Below are 18938 nucleotides of genomic sequence, written 5' to 3'. Positions count from 1 at the left end.
GTTAAACTATCTGAACGGTTTTTTCAGAAGATACCGATATAGTGATTACCTGCTTTGTTGACAAGCTTTGCCCCTTTCGTCACCGCTCCCGTTTTTTTGTTGAAGATGTAGATGTTTCCGTCCTTGCCAACGGGCGTAACGGCCACAAAAACCTCATCACCGCTCACCAAAATACCCTGGTATTGTCCAAAATTCAAATCAGCATCGTATTCAATATTTACTTTGGTGGCCGTCTTAGCATTCAAGTCCAAGCGAGCGATGTAGCCTTGCTCGGTGCCGTCGTGGGTATAAAGCACATAAGCGATACCGTCGCCCGCATACTTCCAACTATCAACGTATGCGTTTTTAACGCCCAGCGCGGCATCTAAACTAAAGATGTACGAGTTGTCGTACTCGTTGTTGGTATTAATTTTGAGGATGTGCGAACCTTTGCTGTCACGCTGAGTGGCTTGATAGATATTGCCATCTTCTGCCACAAAAGCATTAGGACTACGGTAGCCACTGTTATCACCAAAACTTACCGTTGAAGTAATGACTTTCGGGTTTTCGAGTGACGGATAATCTACAACAACCGATTTGGTTCCTAAGCGGTCGAAAGTACTTTCGGTAAGACCCGTAGCAGGGTTGTACTTACGCATCCATGTGCCAAGAATGAGTTTGTTTTGTGCTTTGTTGAGCAATGGAGCATCGAAACGAAAAAAACAATGACCGTTTAATTCTTCTTCGGCTGATAGTGGCACTTGATATTGTTTATACCCATTTATCAACACTTTTTGAAGGTCAAGTGAAAGCACAGTAGCTGTACCTCGGTAATATTGAAACGGCTTGGTTTTATCAGTAGCGTTGTTGGCGGCAATGCTTGCAATATTTAATGCTACCCCCGTTTTATCTCCATCCATCAGTTTTGACCAGCGGGGCGTTGTGGTAGCATATTGAGAAATATTTACCGTAACGTCTTCCTGTACAAAACTTCCTGCTCCGCCTACTTTGTAGCGGGCAAATTCGCCTCCATTATCTCCCGAATAAGCAATATTGAAAAGCGTATTTCCGTCTTCCGATGATTGTAAACGAGCCGTTCTGGTAGATTTTACGGGAAAACCTTGATCATAAACGCTTATTGACACATTCGGGTTTCTTGCATCTTCTTTACTAACCGAATACACGACCGTGCCGCCGTTTCCATCGCCTGCGGTGGTTCCCATCAAGGCACCCGCCACCGTAATCCATCGGCTTTGGTTGGTCACGGGGTCAATATCATCAGTCGAATCCGATTTATCACAACTCGCCAAGGTAAATGCGGTAATAACTGTGGTATAGCGTAAAAAATTTGTCAACTGTGTTTTCATTTGATTTTGATATGGATTGGTTATTAAAAATGATTGATTAAATAATTGATTTTCAGATAAAAAGCACGCCCAGGCTTCTGTACAGCAAAGTTGTCGTACGCTTGGCGGTCAAAGAGGTTTTTGGCATCCGCGGTGATAACAAACTTACTATTAGGAAAGGCGTAGCTCAAACCAATGTCCTGAATGTACTGGCGTGGGGTTCGGAAGTCTTCAATTTCTAGCCACGAAGTATAAAACCGCTCGACAAAATGGAAGCTGTAATACAGATTCAAAGCAGAATTTTTCTTGAACAGGTTTTTAAGCGTGTACTGAACATTGCTGTTGGCGGTCCAATAAGGTTCGTTGGGAAGCTGCTTGTTGAAGTAGGGATATTCTCGCCCGTTCTCGTCGAATTGAACATTGAAAACTGAGTTAAATTTTGACATATTTACCCCCACAATCAGTTTATTATCAAACGTATAGCGAAAATCTGACTCAAAACCGATTGACTTGTTTTTTCCAATGTTTTCGTAAGGATTGGTTTGCAGGGCATCATTCACCCTTGGGTTGATTCTTTGGGTTATTTTGTCGCGCGTGTCACGAATAAAGCCCGAAACGGTGAACGAATATTTGTGTTTCCCCGCGTAGAAAGTGCCCGCATTCAGCCCGACATTTAGATTATTGCTCACCTCAGGTCGAATCCCAAAGTTTTCTACGATATTTTCTCCCGGGCTTCCAAATACCTCATTTTCAGAAGGCAAACGCACCGCTTTTTCGGCAGAGGCCAAAAGGGTAAATCTGGACGTAATGGCGTACGATAAGGCCATCCCGTATCCTTTGGCGGTTTTATGGCTGTTGGTTCGGTTTTCGGTACGCGTACTCTGCCCATCCACCATTCGCAGTACAGGGTCCATGCGGTCGATTCCCTGTTGATAGTACTTATAAAAGAGATTGTTTTTAAACTTTGCATTGAAAGCCTGCAACTCATAAGCCACTGAGGTGATGTTTTTTTCCAGATTACGGGTCCCTATAAACTCCCGCTCGATTTCTGAACGCATAAAATCCTGTTCCCTTCGGTCAATGGCATAATAGATGTGGTTCACCACAAAGCGATGATTTTTGGACAGGTCATAATTAAAACCCGCTCGGAATGTGCTCACATTTCTGTCAATGTGATTGAGGGTTGGGGCTGCTTGCTGAGCGCCCGTTGGCCTCAAAATAGGGTCGCCGTTGAGGCCAACGCTTATTTGGCCGTACCAATTGTAATTCCACTTGACCGTATCGCTCACCACCTGACCGCGTTTGCTGTACATTCCGTTTACGTTGAATTCCAGCCCTTTAACTAGGAAATTTTTCTTGACATAATTAAGGCTGAATACATTGGATTGTGACTCACTGGTGCGGCCTTTGTAAGGAATTGACATATAGGTGCCATGCTGGATTTCTTTGTAGTCATTTGAGCCATTATAACCAATCAAAAACTGGTCAGCCCACTTAACATTGGTAAATCCCACCTGTATTTGCCCACCCGTTGAGCGGTAAGCATCGTCAAATCTTCGGGCCCTAACGTACTCGTAGCGGCCATTCGGAAGGATATTTCTGACGAATTTGCCCCACACCTCGTAATCATTGTCTGAATAGTTGTGAAACGCCGACGCCCTCACCGTAAAACCCGTTTTTTCGTCACGGTAAGTACCGTTGAAATTGGTTTGAAAAGTATTGAATGAACCATACGAAACCGATGCCGTTAGGTTATTCATTGACCCTTTTTTGAGAATAACATTGATGGCTCCCCCCAGGGCGTCGTCGGCCAAATGGGCCGGGATAACGCCCTTGTATACTTCGATTCGCTCAATAAGCGCAGGCGGAATGCTATTTAGGCTAAAAGACTCCCCGTAAGTCGAAATCGAAATGCCGTCAATAAAAACCCGAACTGAGTTGCCCGACATCCCGTTTAGGTTATAATTTACGGCCGAACCCAGCCCGCCATTTTGACGCACTCTGATACCTACGGTTCGGTCTAGCAACTCATTTGTTTGAAAATTGCGTTGCGCCACTTCTTTGGTTTCGATGACGTTGACGGCAAACCCCTTGGTTTCAATCTCTTTTTTCTCCGATTTCTGAATGACAAGGACTTCATTCAAATCAACGTTTTTGGGTTTGACAATGATTGACAACTCAATCTGCGCCTTATTGACGTTCACTTTTATACTTTGGGTTTCAATCTCAACCGATGAAACAATAAGTTCGTCTTGTCCAAAAGGCACGTTTTTTAACACAAAAAATCCGTTGTGATCGGCAATGATGGCTTTGTTGCATTGGGTCAACTTTATGCCCGCGTAGCTTACGCCGCCGTTTTCTTTGGAGTAGACCTTACCTTTGATGGTAGCCGTTTGTCCCAAGCCACTGAGATAAATCAGCGTTAATAATATGGTAATAAAAACGATTCTCATGCCCCTATTTGGTCAACACCTGTTTTGTTGCTGTTCTGTCAGTTGTATTCAGTACTTGTTTTTGGCGGCCGTATCCACGGCGGCGGCCCCACCAAATGTAAAATCCAGTGATGGGCAAACTCGCCGCAATCAGGCTGACAAAAAAAGCGAGTACTTTGCCCGCCAATCCACCGATGGCCCCCACGTGGATATCGTAGTTCATCCGCAAAGTTTTATCGGCCAACGTCGCGTCTTTAAAGCGTCCGTAAATGTGATTGACGGGTAACTCCTGCAATGAGTATTGGTCAAAATAGCGATAATCCGTTCTCCAAAATGTACCTTCTTCTTCGTTGATATTCACCGCAATAGAAGAGGAATCTGTTTCAGGAATGTGCACTTCCAACGTTTTGGCATTGGGGTATTCTTGTTGCATTTGATACCAAATCAGATCAATGGCGGGGGCTGGCGAAGAAGGCAAAATGGGCTGAATCATGGCTGAAATAGGCTCCTCAAAAAGCAGTGATTTCTCCCCTCCCAGCCTCGTATAGACCGAACTTGCAAACCACTGAAACCCCCATACCAAGCCAGTAGCGGCCAAAATAAGGATGAAAAAAGCTCCATAAAAACCCAAAATATTGTGCATATCGTAGTTTTTACGCTTCCATTGCATTCCTTCTTTCCACCGAAACCAAACGCGTTGTTTGGCCGCTGCTCGGTTTTTGGGCCACCACAGCACAATCCCCGAAATAAGCATCACCACAAAGGCCAGCGTAAAATACGCCACTACGGGTTGGCCAATGTGGGGAGGTAGCCACAGATAAAAATGCCCCTGCAACACTATCCGAAAAAAGTCCGCGTCCATATCTTTGACTTTCAACACTTTACCCGTATAAGGGTCGAGGTACACGATATAATAATACGACGGGTCGAAGTGAAAAAAGATGGCTTGAGCGGCTCTGGAATTGCCCGAATACATAACGGCATGAAGGTGCTTTTGGGGTAACTGTCGGGTGGCTATCTCCTTCAAAACGGAAGGAGATAGCTGAACAGAAGCACGCGGCTCAACGTATCGGAAGGATTCGGTCGCATTCAGAATTTCTTCCTGAAAAGCGTACAAACATCCCGTAATGCTGATGATAAACACCACAATCCCCGACGCCAACCCAAGCCAAAGGTGCAGCAGTCCAATGATTTTTTTGAACTTCATGGTTGATTAAAATTTATAACCAATGCTAAGTCGGCTGTTGCGGAGTGGCTCGGTTTGCCAATAGTACGCGTTCAACCACGTATAGGGCGCGCCCGAAAACAGGTATTCATTCAGTAAGTTGTTGACATTGAGGGCTACCGTCAGGCGGTTGCTCTGCCACGACACGGCTCCGTCGAGACGAAAATAATTGGGCAGCGCTTGGTTCGTTCCGTCAAATACATACCACGACGAACGGTCCACTTGCCACTGATACCCCAGCGAAGCGCCCAATCCTTTCAAGTTGCCATTGCTAACGCGGTACGAAAGCCACGCGTTGGTGATGTGCTTTGTAGCGCCCGCTACGGCCACGCCCACCTTCTTTTCGTCGGTATCTTTGGTCACTTTTGCGTCGGTGTAGGCATAATTCAGGGTCAAATCGAGGCCTTGGAGCAGTTGGCCGCGTAAGTCAAACTCCACGCCTTTGGTTTTGGTTTGCCCCAATTGAATCGAGAAATTCGGGTTGTTTGGGTCAGCGGTCAGGACGTTATTTTTGGTAATTTGGTACAACGAAACGGTCGAATTCCAACGCCCTCCCATCCATTCTTTTTTCAAACCAGCTTCGGTATTATTGCCCGTAATGGGGTCAAAACTCTTTCCATTAACATCCGCACCCGCCTGAGGAATAAAGGCTTGGTCGTACATTGCGTAGGCAGAAGTGCTTTTATTCAAGGAAACGCTCATACCTATACGTGGTGTAAATTTACTGCTTTTTACACTGCCCGAATACGGGTCATAGTCTTTGGCGGTGGTGTATCTTCCCGCCAGGGTCAGCCGAATTTTTCCATCCCAAAATCGCAGCTCATCCTGCACGTATAAGCCCGAATAACTTTGTCCATAATTCACCCCGCGATTCCGAAGGCTCTTCGAGCGGTCAAATACGGGCAATGAATCTGCGGGTACTGTTCCGTAGACGGGATGATAAATATTGAAAGGAACCGCCCCTTTCAACGTGCTGGCCTGCGCCCAGTCGGCAAAATATTCTTTCTGCCCCATGTCCAACCCCGCCAGAATACGGTGCGTAACACCACCCGTTTTAACATCACCGTTCACAAAAATCTGCCCTATTCTGTTGATTCCCAAGGCATCCCAGATACTAATGCCACGCACGATTGTCCCGTCGCTATTTACCGTACTGGGCCACATACTTGTCCCGATTTGGTTGTAATTGTAGTACGCCAATTGCCCCGTCAGCTTCCAGTCTTTGTTAATTTGGTGATTCAATATCAATAATAAACTGTGGTCGTTGATGTTGGTCGGGTCCAAATTAGGCTCCGTCAGGGTAAAGTTTACTGGCAAGTGCTCGTAGGGCTTTTGCGAAAACACGTAGGCCGAGCCAATCATCGACATTTGTGAATATTGATACGTGTATTCGGCCGTCAACGAAGTTTTATCGTTGATTTTGTACTTAATCACGGGCACTACCGAATAGCGATTGTTAAACTCATAGTCGCGGTGCGAGCCTTTCATTTGGCCCATCACGTTGAGGCGGTACTGCAATTTTCCGTCTTTGCTCAGCAAGCCGTCAAAGTCGGCGGTGGCGCGGTAGGTGTCAAAACTTCCCAGCGTCAGCGTCATTTCACCTTTGGTAATGCCCGTCGGCTTTTTCGTTACCACGTTATAAAACCCACTCGGCTCGCCGTTGGCCATCATAAAACCCGCCGGGCCCTTCACAAATTCGATGCTTTCCACCATGCTCATGTCTTCGGCAAGTGGTCCCCAAGGCATCTGAACGTTCATACCGTTGCGAAAAGCCGCAATTTGTGAGCCGCGCATGTTCAGCAATGCGTAGTTGTCCCAATGTTCGAGGCGGGTCACCCCGCTCACGTTGCGGGTTACCCCTTCGAGCATGTCAAAAATTTGTTGGTCGTTAATCAACGCTTTGGTCAATACCTGAATATTTTGGGGCGTTTCAATCAACGGCGTCTTCAACCGAAGCGAAACCGAAGGCATATCGGCATTGTATTTATTGGGGAAAGCCGTCACGACCACTTCTTCCAATTGGCGCAGATTTTCTTTCAATACTACGTTTACGTCCGACACCTGCCCCGCCGTGGCCGCCACGCTTTGGGTTTGGGTCTCCAGCCCGACAAAGCTCACCTGAAGTGCGTAATTGCCCGCTTTCACTTTTTCAAACAAGAATTCACCTGCTTGGTTGGTGACGGTTCCTTTGCCCGTACCTTTCAGGTTTACGTTCACAAATTCAGCCGCTTTGCCGTCGCTCGTCGTGATGCGGCCTTTGATGGTTGCGTGTTGGGCCATTACCCAGCAGGATAAGAATAATAATGCAAGGGAGAGGTAGATTTTCATTGTTTTAGTGGGGATACTGATAAGGTTCATTTTTATAAAAAGAGGTATGACTGATGGGTAAAAAAACTGGTAAAAATTAAGTAAGGTAAAGTGTAGTCCGACAAAACAAAACCGTGTTGAAGCCAAAGCATCAACAATCTAAAAAAGTGTATTACAGATAGATAACTAGAATACTTAATGCTTCAATTAACATTTTTGAGCATTTTTCGCGCCTCTACAGTGAGGGCTACTTCATTCATTAGCGTGAGCAATTCACTCACTTCGGCGTACGAAAAGAGGAGATAAAAATTGGATAAAGGCGTGTAATGAATGAGCTCTTTGCCGTGAGGGGTTTCAAAGGTTTCCATCATTCTTTTTTCGGTCAATAATTGCCGAAACCACTCAAATTCACTTTCATTCAAACAAAACATAATGTTCTTAAAAGCAATGTGATAAACCTTACAGATTTCACATACGCCTACGTATCCGTACTCTTTTTCGAGAAGGGTTCTAAAGGGGTGTTGGTGTGACATAAGGGTGCTGTTTTTAGGTAAACTTAAAGTAATGGCCAGATGGGTTATATCATTTCTCAATCACTCTCCATCTTTTTCAAGAATGAAATAAGCAACTGTATTTATTTAGATTAATTATAAATAATGGACAAAGGAATAGACTATTTAGATTCAATCCAAATAATTTCTCTCTTTTTTTTATCCTTGGTTTAACATTAACCCACCCCTCCCAAATGCATACCATGATTGCTGGCTTAAAACCTCCAATGGTATTTTTCTAATAAATTCTAAATCAAGAAAATACTTCACCATCAACTACCTTACAGTCAACATTTTGTATCGATTGAGAAAGATTGCAAAATCTAAATTTGGAGAAAAGTACGTTTTTAATATACCTTTGCATCAGTTATTGGTGCCTGATGTACGCCTCTGTGCGTGCCGATTGGCTTAATAGGGAATCCCGTTTCATTCGGGGGCTGTTCCCGCAACTGTACGTTTCAATACATTGTCGCTCACCTTTCAGTCACTGTTCTAAATTCAAAAAGAATGGGAAGACCAGCGCCAACGAAACAAGCCAGGAGACCTGCCAACAATCATTCTTGACGAGTCCTTACGGGTAATGAGGCAACGTCGAGCGTTCGATTTCACGTTCACATTTTCGGCAAAACACCTTGATTTACAAGCTCCTTCGGTTTGTTAGCTGCGTCCATATCGTGGTATTGTCGGCTATTGCTCCGCACCTCTACGCCCAAAAAGAGCAAAGCCTCTGCGAAGTAACCGTGCGGGGAGTACGGCCCGAACGCTTCATGGTGGGACAAAAAGTGCAGGAAATTGATTCGGTCCAACTTACGCGCTTTCGTTACAGTACGTTGGCAGATTTCCTCCAGTTTCAAAGTCCCGTGGCGTTCAAAAGTTACGGGGCAGGGCAAGCCACAAGCATTGCTTTTAGGGGAACTTCCGCCAATCATACGGCGGTGCTTTGGAACGGTGTCAACATCAATTCGCCGTCGTTGGGGCAAAGTGATTTTTCGACGATTCCAGTGGCGGGCTTCGACCAAATGAGCGTACAGTACGGCTCGGCGGCAAGCTGTGTCGGTACTGATGCCGTGGGAGGCAGTATTCAACTACGCTCCGTACCCGATTTTAAGCAAAAAGGGCTTCAAACCTTGGCCGCCTTTCGGCTCGAAAGCTCCGAAAATTATACGGGTCAAGCGGGGCTACGTTTCAATCAGAAAGCAGGGAAAAATTGGATAATTTCGGGCAAAACCCTATTGTATGGCAGTATTTTTAATAACGATTTCGGGACCGAACCCCACCGCACCCGCCAAGGCGAAAGCTATTCGTTTGAGCCCACCCGAACTACCCAAAAAGGCGTGCTACAAGACCTGTATTGGCAACATCAAAAAGGCAACCTATTCTCGCTTAATCTCTGGCTGACCGACAATACCCTCACCATTCAGCCCCATCAAGTTCCGTTGCGTGAAGTCACCCGTACGCAGGCCTACCGCGTGCTGGGTTCGTATCAGATTGGTAAAACACTGATCCGAACGGGTTTCATCCGCGACGTGATTGATTACGGCAAAGGGGAGAATCTAACCCCCAGCCATACCGAAATCGACCGTTTTATTCTCCGTACCGAGCACGATTTTTCGTGGATTCAAAGCTGCGACAAAGGCACTAATCTCAAAATTGGGGCCGAATTGGTGCATTATAATGCCCGCGTGGATGGCTATGGAGATGAGGTAAAAAGAGAAAATCGGGCCGATTTTTACGCCTTACTCCGACATCAATTCAACGGCAAACTCAGCGCATCGCTCAACCTGCGGCAAGCCTTGGTGACCCGATTCAGCCCCCCATTTACCCCCTCGCTGGGTGTGGAGTACACCGCGTTTACGCGTCCGCGTACCAAAATTAGTTTTAGCGGAAATACATCCCTCAGTTACCGTGTACCTACGCTCAATGAGCGTTACTGGGTCAATTTGGGCAACCCTGAACTCCGCCCCGAACGCGGTTTCAACAAAGAAATCGGCGTGACTTGGAAACAGCGTTTGGCCGAAATGAATCAATTTTCGGTATCTGTCACGGCCTTTCATAATCTCATCGACGATTGGACGTATTGGAATCCAGAGCGTAATTATCGGGTCGAAAACCTCCAGCAGGTACTTTCCAAAGGGCTTGAATTTACGGTTGGCTTAAAAACCCAATGGCATAAAACGCAGTTGGACGCCAACCTAAATTATGGTTTGACCGATGCTTCGCAACAAAAAACTTACGGGCCTTACACCCAAGACTTTATCGGAAAACAACTCATTTATGTGCCACGGCACACATTTGGGGGAACGCTTACCACCACCCACGGCAAAGCTTCCCTCACCGTGCAACAGCAATTTAATTCGGAACGTTACAGCACTTTTGACCATTCGGGACGGCCTTTTGCCCCCTATTTTCTGCTGAACGCGGTGTTGAATTATCAATTTCAAAAAGGAAACTTTCGCAGCGACATCGCCCTTCAGGGAAACAACCTAACCAATACGGTATATCCCAATCTCAAGAAAAACGTGATGCCTTTAAGAACACTATCACTCAACGTTATTTTTTATTTTCAATCAAAACAACCCACAAATGAATCGTAATTATCTGCTTATTATCAGCCTTTTAACTGTTGGTTTCTCTGCCTGTAACTCCACCGACCCCGTACCGTCTCAACCCTACGACAATGGTGTACTCGTCATCAATGCGGGAAATTTTCTGGACAACAACGGGTCTATTTCTTTGGTGCAACGAACTTCAACGACCGCCTCGTATGACATTTTTCAGAAAGAAAACAGTCGTACGCTTTCGGGGAGCCTGAGCGGTTATGCAGAAGTCAATGAAAAAGGCATTATCCTCGTCGATAACTCAACGGCGGGCAAAGACGGCATCGAAATCGTCGACGCCCACACGTTTAAAAGTCTGGCGTCTATTCCTTCTACCGAAGTGGAGAATCCACGGGCGGTGGTCAAAGCGACCGATACCAAAGCCTACTTTACCTGCTGGGATGCTACGGGTGATTTTTCTAATTTTTACAAAAACCCTGGCTACGTGGCCGTGCTTGATTTAACCACCAACAAATTGACCAAGAAAATCCCCGTCCAAAACGGCGCCGAAAGCATTTTGGTCATTGGCAACGAAGCCTTCGTGGGAAATACGGGAAGCGGAATGACAAAAATTACCGTTATCGACATCGCCACCGATGCCGTTAAACAATCCATCGAGATTGGCCGAAATCCTGAATTAGTGGGTCTTGATGTCAATAACAAACTTTGGCTGTATGCGGGAGGAGAAATGGTACGGCTAAACACCCAAACCAAAACGGTAGAAACACGTTTTAAAATTACGTCGCCCAATGCGTCAAAATCGCCCAGTTCGTTCACGCTGAGCGCCGACAAAAAAACCATTTATTTCACCAATTCATTCTACGACGCAGCCGACGGCTACCTCCAAAAAGGCGAAACTTACAGCTTTTCCATCGATGCGGCGGCTGTAGTGGCTGATAAACCTTTCATCAATCGGCTATTTTCGGGTGGGTTGGGCGTTGACCCACAAACGGGCGTAATTTATGCGGGTTTGGTGCCCTCTTTCAAACAAGCAGGCTATGTTCTCCGCTTTCAACCCAACGGTACGTTGATTGATTCGGTCAAGGCCGAAATCGCGCCGAGTACTTTTTACTTTAAGAAATAATACCCATTAACAGCCATGATATTTTAAGTCCGAAGGGCAGGCCGTTTGGGTCTGCCTTTTTTGTTTAAAAGTAAACAAAAAACCTCCTAACCAACTGACGGATAAGTTAATACCTTAATTTAGGTTCGACCCAAAGGGCAGTTAGGCAAAGCAAAAATAGCCCCAGCCACGCCCAATCTGGCAATTTTGCGGTCATCTGTTGCGTCGTTCCTGTCGAAAATTTCGACTGATTGCTCTTGTGCGCCTGCACGCCCTCCGCCATTCGGGCCGCATTCGATACCGCCGTTTCATTTTCCTCTACGTACACTTCCAACGAATCTTGAAAGGGCTGCCAACCCGATTTTCGGAAGGTATAATCTGTGCCATAACTAAGCGAGTTGAGGGCAGAACGCTGGAGCAAAACCGTATCTTTGGCCACCGAAACGGTCGCGAGAGGTTGCGAAAATTTATTCAAAACCAAGCTCGCACGCGTGTCTTTCCAAAGCGGTGCATTGATCACAATATTTCCTTCTTGTGATGGCACTAATGCCTGCAAAATACCCGACCAAATTTTATCATAGGCCAAGCTATCGCCGCTTAATTTCAACGAAAAAGTTTCGTTTAATAAACTCAGCCCCACCATTCCACCCGTTTTTTGCACGGCTACGGGATAGCCCAAAATGTTTTTTTGGTTTGGATTTTCTGCCAATCGGTACGGCAAAGCCGTGAGTCCGCTTCCTACCAAAACACTTTCATCATTGGAGATTTTCTTCAGATTCCATTTCGTTCCCAGTGCGACATTGACCTTTTTTGCAGCTTGCTCCGGGTCAGTTATGTTGTAAAACAAAACACTTTTTCCATCCGAAACGGCCTTTTTCACCAACGGATGGCTGGCATTGTCGGGGTCGGTAAAGACAATATCGGGCACAAAGTCCTTTTTATTTTTGCCCTGATTCATGGACACGCTCGTTTGGGTATTCTTGGCTACGGCCGTTACCATTTCTACCCTCCCGCCCTTTTTTCCCAACCACTCCGCCACGGCTTTGCTCTCAAAATCAGGATTTTGCAAAACAAAGTAGGCTGAAATAGGCTGCGGTTTTCGGGAATAGAAAGCCACTTTCTGTAAGGGTTGATTGTCTAACACCAAGGTGGTTTCGGTTCGTCCAATGGCAAAAGAAGGAAACGTCAACCGAAAAGTTTGGCTTCCCTTGCGCAACAACACACTGTCCAGTACCTGATTGGCATAGTTGATTTTGAGCACCTTGGGCGCATCCAAGGCCATGGCTCCCGACACTTCCTGCAATTCTCCTTTTCGGAGCATGGCCTTCCACTCAATCGACTGTAATTCGTTCTTTTTAAACCACGGAATCCAATGAATCTCGTGCTGGCTCAGGCGGGCAAGCGTGTGCGGGCGAGCATCTTGCCCCAGCACGTAAACAGTCCCCAATTGCGCCACAAAATCAGCCGTTTCTGACGTACGGCGCTCAAAGTCCTCTAAGGAAACAGTTTCGGTAATCTTCAAGCTTTCTTGGGCTTTTTTTACCGCCTCTAAGGGTACATTTTCGCTGACGAGCAATACGCGACTGGTATCGGCCGAGGTTGTCCAATGCGGATGGATGACATAAATTAAAAGTACCATTCCCATCAAAACGTTGAGCCCCAAACGGATTTGTTTTCTTTTTTTTGGCAACGAGTTGGACCTCAAAAGGGCTCCTATTTGAACGGTCGTTAGCGCGACCAAAGCAACAATAATCAACCCATCAAGCAGCGTTAGGGAAGAAAAAAAGGTCAGAAAAAAGAATAAAAAGGTCATTCAGCAATAAGGATTGTGGATCATTTCATAAAAATAAGGAAGAAATCCCCAAAGACAACGCCAAGCGGCCCATAAAAAAACCCTTTTCCGATGGAAAAGGGTTTTTGTTTCACTGTCAAAAAGGAAGGTTGCGGTGAGATCGGCCCGTTAAAATGCCTTGGGGTCTCCCTTCACCATGTTGTAAGCAGTACGGAGTACAATCTGAAAATCAAGTACTAAGCTCCAGTTTTCAATGTACCAAATATCATAATCGACGCGTTTGCGCATCAGGCCGATTTCTTGCGTTTCGCCCCGGAAACCATTCACCTGCGCCCATCCCGTAATGCCCGGCTTAAGGCGGTGACGAATCATGTAATTATCAATTTTTGGAAGCGTTTCTAAGCTATGCTTTACCGCGTGTGGACGCGGGCCTACCACCGACATACTTCCCAGCAGCACGTTGATGAACTGCGGAAGTTCGTCGAGGTTGGTCTTCCGTAAAAATCGCCCTACTTTTGTAATGCGCGGGTCATCTTGGGTCGTTTGGTTAAATCCACCATCCGCTCTTACCGTTGATGCGTTGTGGTACATGGTTCTGAACTTCCAAACCCCAATGTTACGTCCGCGTTGTCCCCAGCGGTCCTGTACAAAGAACACCGGTCCGCGCGAATCCCACCGAATGGCTAAAGCAATCAACGGAAATAACCAAGAAGCGACCAGTACCAAAAATACCGCACTAAAAAGCACATCAAACGCCCGCTTGAGCATCCACCACGAATCCATTTCGAGTGGGGTACTGCGCACGGTAATCAACGGATAATTACCAAACAGCTCCAGCGAATAACGAGAAGCGCTGAACTGAAAAAAGCCTGGCGTAAAACGCACCAAAATCCCTTTCTTATCTGCCCAACTGATGATGCCTTTTACGTAACTTTCTTCAAATTGACTCGGTGCAATCACCAATTCATCAATCACTTTACCGAGGGACGTTTCGTTCAGAAAATCAATGGTTTCAAGAAGCGGCGGCGTTTTTCTGCCGGGCTCTTTGTACCCCCATGCTCCCAAAATCGTGTACCCAAACTGCGGGTTTTTCAGCACCAAATCGCGAAAGCCGTCGACTTGATTCATTTCCCCTACGATTACTAGGTTCCGTTGGTTTACCCCCTTTAGGTTCCAAAAGCGAACTATCCTGCGGGTACTGTACATTTTGAGTACTACATTTGCCCCCAAAACCGCCACATACGCAAGGGTAAAACTGCGGGTATAATCGTAGTCTTTCAAGAAGAAAAGCGAGACCACCAAAACGATAAATTGGGTAAGCAAATTGGGCAACAATGCCAGAATCTCATCAATGAAGGTCACTGTTCGGAATTCATTGTACAGATCCGTGAGTTTGGAAGAGAAGTACCAACCCATTCCCATTCCGGAAATAATTAACACATCTACCTGTTGTAAGGTACGGTTGGTAAAATTGGCGGCCAGCATGTATGACAGCATGACCAGCATAACATCAGCCACAAAGCGTGGGTGATTTTTCCGTCGATTAATTTGATAAGTAATCGTAGACGGTAGTAACGAGTGTTGAGACATAACGTTGAATTTTCAATGGTTGATACTCGACCAAAGCACTAGTAATATACCTTTAACAAAATGCCAAAATAATAAATATTAATATCGGTAAAATTATAAAACTACCTTACAATATATATGATTTTTGTCATCTCCTATTGGTATACCAAATATAGAAGAATTCCGTAAAATAAACCATACAATTTTATCTTTTTTAAAAAAACTTATCAAATAATATTCTATTTCTTGAATTCTTAAAACAGATAAAAGTGAGCAAGAGCCCTCCTATTCAAAGAAAAATCTAAAAATATTACAAATTATGTTTGTTTATTTTATAATTAAATATCCCAAAAAACTGAACAATTTCAACAATGAAACAACCCATAATATCTACATATACTTTCAAAATGCAGTTTTTATTTAGTTAATAAAGAAAATAATGTATACCAATAAGAATTACAACTTTACAATCACCACGCCCTAATATCCCTTAAAGCATGTTTATTAATATCGGGACTTTCATCAAATTTACGCCCAGTTTCTTCGCTTAAATGTACCATTCCGTAGATTCATCTACGCGGTTCAATATTTATAATTTACAATATTCAGTCGTTTCAATCTCAATCACCCAATCCACTTTTCGAAGCTTATACGCCGATTCACTGAATGAGAAATAGCCGGGCGCTGGCCCCACCTGAAAATCGTAGGTTTTTCCTACTTCCAACAAATCCGTTACGATACTAAACGCCGTCTGGCCTGAGATGTATTTCATGCTCGGCAGGTTTTTCCATTGCAGCGTGCCCGTTTCCCGAAACCGCCCAAACAACTCTCGAGTGGGCAATTTATCTTCATCAAGGGCTTTGCAAGGAAACTGAAGCGTAATCCGAACTTCTCCGGGTTTGATGTTAGGCGGTATTTTAAAAGTAGTCACGTCAATCGCCTGATTTCCAGGAGCACACGCATCTACGGCCGCCGAAAGCGCAATGGCCGAGCTTTGCGAATCATAAATCCGCAGTCGAACTTTTTGGTCGGCGTCTAATCCGCTGATTTTAATCAAATTTCCATTGTTCAAAGTCGACTGGAAAGACTGGATTTTTGCCTTCGTTACGTCGTTAATCACTTCACAATTGTACGCCCTATCGCTGGTTGGCAAGGTACTTTTTACGCTGAATACCAAAGGATTAGCACACTTTAAGATTGGCTTTTTGAACGATGTCACATCAATCTCCTGAACGGTCGCCGTGCAGCCACCCACGGCCACCGACAGCGCCACGGCTCCGCTTTGGTTGTCCATAATTTTGAGTCGAACGGTTTGCTCACTGTACAAACCATTGATTCTGATGATTTCACCGTTATTTACCGTCGTGGCAAAAGTCTGCATCACGCCATTGGTGGCGGCATTGATGACCTGACACTGGTACGTAACTCCACTGTTGGGAAGGTTGCTTTTTACCCTAAAGCCCAAAGGCGAAGTGCATTTTGGCGGGGGAATTTTAAAATTTTCCAACACGAGCGGGGTCGTTACGTTGGTGCAGGCATCCAACGGGCTGGAGACGACCTGCGCGGAACTGAGAAAGTCAAAAACCCGCAACTGAATCATTCCCGTATTTTCGTAAAACCCACCGAGTCGAATCATATCGCCGTTGTTGGCCGACGACTGAAAAACCTGAATCCGCGCTTTGGTATCGGCCCTGATTACTTCAAAAGTATAGCTCCGGTCGCTGTTGGGCAATGTACTCGAAATCCGAAAAACGGGGGAGTTGGCGCAGCGCTGCGGCGGCACTTTGAAGGAGCTAATGTCTACCACCAACTCCGCATTGCTCGCGCAGGCATCCACTGGTTCTGAGGTCACCACGGCCGAGCTAACAATGTCCGTGATTCTCAAACGCACCTTCTGATCACTGTCTAGCCCGCTGAGTCTGACCACCTCGTTGTTGTTGGCCGTGGTCTGAAAACTCTGCAATTGCGCATTCGTTTCGGCGTTGATAACCACAAAACTATACCGATAATCGCTGTTGGGCAGCGGGCTTTTGATTTTAAAACCTGGCCCGTTGGGACATTTTTGAATCTGTTTTTTGAACGACGAAAGATCCATTTCCTGCACTTCGCCACTGCATCCTTTGACCAATTGAGAATTGACCACCGCCGTTCCCAACGCATCCGTGATGCGCAACCTAACAAATTGGTCACTTTCCAATCCATTGATTTTTATAATCTCGCCATTATTGACGGTTGATTTAAACACCTGTAAGCGCGCTCCAGTGGCTTCGTTGATTACCTCACATTGGTACTGGAGGTTGGTCGTGGGTAGGCTGCTTTTGATTTTAAAACTTGGACCTGTATCACATTTTTGCTTGGTAAATCCTGCCACCCACAGCGACAAATGCGACAGCTCCGCCACGTATTCCAAGTCGCCGTTGCTGGCCTTTTGCACTTTTCCGGGGGTTTCGGTCTGCCATTTTTCGGTCGCGGCGTCATAACTAAACAGGGGAATCTCGTCGCCCGCCTGAATCACCCGACGCTCCAAAGGATGGTATAGCTGGGGCGACACGCTGAACCGAACCCGAATGGGCTGCGAAGCCGTCTTTACCAGTTGGTACTGTTCGTTGTGAATCTGCAACAAAAATGCTCCCACTACCTGCGTCAATTGCTGATTTGTGCCTTCCGCAGTTCCTCCTCTTAAAATGGGTTTCGTAATTGTCTGATTAACAATGGGGTTAATCAAAAATGTATTGTTGGATTTATTGATGTCGACCGCCTGAAAACGCGCCGTCAACGTCCCTCCTACTTCCTTGGCCGCTACGTCTTTGAGCTGTGTCCCTTTTGCGATGCTTGCCTGCGCCACCGACTGATTGGCAATAATGGGCGTCGGGGTTTCAACGCTCCAATCCCGGTCAACGCTCCCCGACCTGCTGGCCGTACTTTGGGCCACCTTCACGGCCGACGTCGTACCCGTGGGTTGCAAAATCAACGCCACTGAGCGTTGGTTTTCGTTGCCCATTTCAACGGGTAAAACGGCATCCACAAAACCCGGCACTTTGGCTACTACCGTAAATTTCAGGGGATTTTGGGCGGTAGGTCTCGGCCCCAGGGAGTCAATGGACAAAAACAACGCGCCGTCTGATGAAATTCTGAATTTCTTGGTATTGACCGTGGTAATCAGTCGATTAGCATCAGGCCCCGCCAAAACCACTTCCATGTTCTCGGGGGGAGCCTTGCCTTCCACGGTGTAATATTGAACATCCAACGCTACGGGATACGGCTTCTTAAAACGCAGCTCCAAGCCATCCAAAGGGTTTTTACAGGCACTCACCACTCCCAGCCACAGCCCTATAAAAAGTAAGATTCGTTTCATCAGCGTAACGATTTTTTGACCAACGCGTACGTAATCACCAACTGAAGATTGGGTAAAAACCGATACCCACGCATGTTGCGTTCAATTAGCGGAACCTGCTCCTCCAACGTGGTCGTTTCCAGAAAACCATCAAATTCCATGTTAATTTTAGGGGCTCCGAGGTAATAACACCCGAGTTCGACCCCTACGCCCCAGCGTCGTTTGGGAATAGAACGCCCAAACCCCAACCCGGCATAACCTACCACGGGCGACCATTTTATGCCCAATCCTATGGTTCCAAATTCATCGGGTTTCATCTGAATTCCCCCCAATTCGATGGGCGACAGGGCACTGAGTTCCAGTTGAATATCTGGCCGCCACGTATAACCCAAACCTCCCGTCAAAAAAAAAGCACTCCGTGAAAAAGGGTGCCATTTAACCGAACTATGTACAACGCCGATAACAAAATCGGGGCGAAACTCAATGAGTGAACTATCGCCTAAATCAATTTGAATCTTTTTTTTGTAGGCTACGTAAGTGGCTCCCACCCGCAACACCAGTCTGGGTTGTGCGCGCAGCTTCCAAGCCCATTGCACGCCTACGCCCGTCGTACCCGCCTGAATGCCTACCGCACTTGGCCACCATCGCACCGCCGAGTCTCCTGGGTTGCCAGTGGCGAACGCTCGCCCCAGCGCGACGAAATAAATAAGCCATACCGCCTTCTTCATATCGTTGAGTTTTGT

The 18938-nt window shown here is 46.2% G+C and carries 11 protein-coding genes and 1 riboswitch; of the genes, 2 read left to right on the top strand and 9 right to left on the bottom strand.

The features are described 5' to 3' along the window. Positions 1–23: 23 nt before the first annotated feature. From DVG78_RS17445 to DVG78_RS17425, 5 genes are all read right to left on the bottom strand, one after another. A complete protein-coding gene (locus DVG78_RS17445; protein WP_114462339.1) occupies positions 24–1346 on the bottom strand; it encodes a DUF4374 domain-containing protein in 1323 nt (440 codons plus the stop codon). 23 nt (positions 1347–1369) lie between these two features. Further along, positions 1370–3778 (bottom strand): TonB-dependent receptor, encoded by a 2409-nt coding sequence (locus DVG78_RS17440; RefSeq protein ID WP_114462338.1) that lies wholly within the window; start codon positions 3776–3778, stop codon positions 1370–1372. Positions 3779–3782: 4 nt separating this feature from the next. Then, positions 3783–4964, bottom strand: a complete 1182-nt coding sequence (locus DVG78_RS17435; protein WP_114462337.1) for a PepSY-associated TM helix domain-containing protein — start codon at positions 4962–4964, stop codon at positions 3783–3785. A 6-nt stretch (positions 4965–4970) separates the two neighbouring features. Then, a complete protein-coding gene (locus DVG78_RS17430; RefSeq protein WP_114462365.1) occupies positions 4971–7310 on the bottom strand; it encodes a TonB-dependent receptor in 2340 nt (779 codons plus the stop codon). 182 nt (positions 7311–7492) lie between these two features. Then, positions 7493–7822 carry a DUF6686 family protein gene (locus DVG78_RS17425; RefSeq protein ID WP_147277106.1) on the bottom strand — a complete coding sequence of 110 codons (330 nt, stop codon included), beginning with the start codon at positions 7820–7822 and terminating at the stop codon, positions 7493–7495. Positions 7823–8194: 372 nt separating this feature from the next. Beyond that, positions 8195–8406, top strand: a riboswitch (cobalamin riboswitch). Positions 8407–8472: 66 nt separating this feature from the next. On the opposite strand from DVG78_RS17425, the gene DVG78_RS17420 reads away from it, so the two are divergent. Both DVG78_RS17420 and DVG78_RS17415 read left to right on the top strand, forming a co-directional pair. Further along, the gene (locus DVG78_RS17420) at positions 8473–10434 is read left to right on the top strand and encodes a TonB-dependent receptor plug domain-containing protein (protein WP_147277105.1); all 1962 of its coding nucleotides are present in this window, start codon (positions 8473–8475) and stop codon (positions 10432–10434) included. Continuing rightward, on the top strand, positions 10424–11521 hold the full coding sequence (locus DVG78_RS17415; RefSeq protein WP_114462334.1) for a DUF5074 domain-containing protein: 1098 nt from the start codon (positions 10424–10426) through the stop codon (positions 11519–11521). Before DVG78_RS17420 ends, DVG78_RS17415 begins: the two co-directional genes overlap by 11 nt. A 106-nt stretch (positions 11522–11627) precedes the next feature. Here DVG78_RS17415 and DVG78_RS17410 read toward each other — a convergent pair whose 3' ends face one another. From DVG78_RS17410 to DVG78_RS17395, 4 genes are all read right to left on the bottom strand, one after another. Further along, positions 11628–13313 carry a hypothetical protein gene (locus tag DVG78_RS17410; RefSeq protein WP_114462333.1) on the bottom strand — a complete coding sequence of 562 codons (1686 nt, stop codon included), beginning with the start codon at positions 13311–13313 and terminating at the stop codon, positions 11628–11630. Positions 13314–13460: 147 nt separating this feature from the next. Further along, entirely contained in the window at positions 13461–14882 is a 1422-nt protein-coding gene (locus DVG78_RS17405; RefSeq protein ID WP_114462332.1) for an exopolysaccharide biosynthesis polyprenyl glycosylphosphotransferase, read from the bottom strand. A gap of 568 nt (positions 14883–15450) precedes the next feature. Then, complete coding sequence (locus DVG78_RS17400; RefSeq protein ID WP_114462331.1) at positions 15451–18216, bottom strand: hypothetical protein; 2766 nt, start codon at positions 18214–18216, stop codon at positions 15451–15453. Continuing rightward, the gene (locus DVG78_RS17395; RefSeq protein WP_114462330.1) at positions 18216–18923 is read right to left on the bottom strand and encodes a hypothetical protein; all 708 of its coding nucleotides are present in this window, start codon (positions 18921–18923) and stop codon (positions 18216–18218) included. The genes DVG78_RS17400 and DVG78_RS17395 overlap by 1 nt, the downstream gene beginning before the upstream one ends. Positions 18924–18938: the final 15 nt, after the last annotated feature.

Origin of the sequence: Runella aurantiaca, from assembly GCF_003339505.1 — a bacterium.
GTDB lineage: Bacteria > Bacteroidota > Bacteroidia > Cytophagales > Spirosomataceae > Runella > Runella aurantiaca.
This window is presented reverse-complemented; position numbering and strand designations above follow the sequence as displayed.